At 64.3% G+C, this 2,287-nt stretch carries 3 protein-coding genes; all 3 read right to left on the minus strand.

Annotated elements, in window-relative coordinates; translation table 11 throughout:
• On the minus strand, positions 1-390 hold a 390-nt coding region (locus RMO40_RS00005), incomplete at its 3' end, for a tripartite tricarboxylate transporter permease (RefSeq protein ID WP_309714714.1).
• A 32-nt stretch (positions 391-422) separates the two neighbouring features.
• Positions 423-887 carry a tripartite tricarboxylate transporter TctB family protein gene (locus tag RMO40_RS00010; RefSeq protein ID WP_309714716.1) on the minus strand — a complete coding sequence of 155 codons (465 nt, stop codon included), beginning with the start codon at positions 885-887 and terminating at the stop codon, positions 423-425.
• A gap of 139 nt (positions 888-1,026) precedes the next feature.
• Positions 1,027-2,287: ATPase, T2SS/T4P/T4SS family (locus tag RMO40_RS00015; protein ID WP_309714718.1), on the minus strand; the 1,261-nt coding region annotated here is incomplete at its 5' end.

Here is a 2,287-nt window from a genome sequence, read left to right on the forward strand (position 1 = left end):
GGCGGCAATGATGATGGTGCCCACGCAGCCAGCGAAGAAGGAGCCGAGGCCGGCGGCCGCCAGCGCGGCGCCCGCGCGGCCCTGGCGTGCCATCTGGTAGCCGTCGATCGCGGTCACGACCGACGACGACTCGCCCGGCACGTTGATCAGGATGGCGGTGGTCGAGCCACCGTACTGCGCACCGTAGTAGATGCCGGCCAGCATGATGAGCGCCGGGGTGGCGTCGAGCCCGTAAATCGAGGGCAGCAGCATCGCGATGGTGGCCACCGGGCCGAGGCCGGGCAACACACCGATCAGCGTGCCCAACACGCAGCCGGCGAATGCGTACAAGAGGTTCTGGATGGTGAACGCGACACCAAGACCCAACGCGAGATTACTGAGCAGATCCATGGTTCAGCCTTGTGTTCTGTCGAGGGGCCGGGTCACTTCGCGAGGAAGGACGGCCACAGCGGGATGGTGAGGCTCAGACCCGCCACAAAGATCAACCACGAAAACGCCGTGAGCGACACCGCGGTGATGATCACGCCGCGCCACTTGAACTCGTCACCTGCCAGACTGACGATGACGATGAGCACCGGCACCGTGATGAACAGGCCCAGACGCGGCAGCATCGCGCCAAAAATCGCGATGGCCCCCACGATCACCAGCAAGGGGCGCCAGGCGATGTCGCCGATGGGGTCGCCACCTTCGGTCTCGATGGTGAGCGACTTGAAGAGCACGATGGCCCCCAGGATGGCGAGGATCACGCTCAGGATCAGCGGAAAGTAGCCCGGCCCGGGGCGTGCGCCCGTGCCCATGCTGTAGTTGGTGGCTCCCACCGCGAACCCGATACCGACCACCAGAAACATGATGCCGGACCAGAAATCTTTTTCGCTCTTGATCTTCAAGGCGTTGCTCCTCAATTGCGCTCTGTCAGCGGTTTCTTGCAGCGTTTCATTCTAGGCAGCAAGACCCTGCGCACCGCGTGTGGTTTACACGTAGCGTTCCGCAGGGTGAACGACGTTCAGGCGAGATTCAGAGAACGGTTCACACGTCCCACGCAGGCGTGGAGCGCAGCACTTCTTCGATGGTGGTCAGGCCCTCGGCCACCTTCATCGCACCGGCCAGGCGAAGAGGCCGCAGGCCTTCGCTGAGCGACTGCTTGCGCAGCTTGGAGATGTCGGGTGTGGGGTGGATGCACCCCATCGCGCCGTCGGTCACGCTCAGCAACTCATACAAACCGGCGCGGCCGCGATAGCCCGTCATGCGGCACTCCAGGCACCCCACGGGCTTGTAGGGTTTGACCTTGCCGTTGATGCGCCAGGGCTTGATCACTTCGTCGATGGTCTCGGCGCTGGTCACCTCATCGGGTTGTTTGCAGTTCGCGCACAAGGTGCGCACCAGCCGCTGCGCCAGCACGCCGATCACCGTGGCGCCGATGAGATAAGGCGGCACACCCAGGTCAGCCAGGCGCGTGATGGCCGAGGCCGAATCGTTGGTGTGCAAGGTGCTGAACACCAGGTGGCCGGTGAGCGCAGCCTGGATGGCCATCTCGGCGGTTTCGAGGTCGCGGATTTCGCCGACCATGATGATGTCCGGGTCTTGCCGCATCAGCGCGCGCAGGCCTTCGGCAAAGCCGAGGTCGATGGCCGATTGCACCTGCGTCTGGTTGAACGCCGGCTGGATCATTTCGATCGGGTCTTCGATGGTGCAGACATTCACCTCATCGGTGGCCAGGCGGCGCAGCGTGGAGTAGAGCGTGGTGGTCTTGCCCGAGCCGGTGGGCCCGGTCACGAGAATGATGCCGTGCGCCCGCGACACCAGCGACTCCCAGCGCTGCGCATCGTGGGTGCCGAAACCGAGCGCGTCGAGCTGCTTGACGGTGGTGTCGGGGTCGAAGATGCGCATCACCATCTTTTCGCCAAACGCCGTCGGCAGCGTCGACAAGCGCATTTCGACTTCATCACCCTGCGGGTTGCGCGTCTTGATGCGGCCATCGAGTGGGCGGCGCTTTTCGACCACGTCCATGCGGCCGAGCAGCTTGACGCGAGCGATCATCGCGTTCATCACGCCCGGCGGCACCTGATAAACGGTGTGCATCACGCCGTCGATGCGAAAGCGGATCACGGAGAGATCGCGCCGAGGCTCGAGGTGGATGTCGCTCGCGCGCTGGTCGAAGGCGTATTGCCACAGCCAGTCGACCACCTGCACGACGCCCTGGTCGTTGGCGTCGAGCTGTTTGTTGGTGCGCCCGAGCTCCACCAGCTGCTCGAAGCTCGCGGTGGCCGCCATCTCGCCAGTCTTGATG

This window comes from Rhizobacter sp., assembly GCF_031412075.1.
GTDB lineage: Bacteria > Pseudomonadota > Gammaproteobacteria > Burkholderiales > Burkholderiaceae_C > Rhizobacter.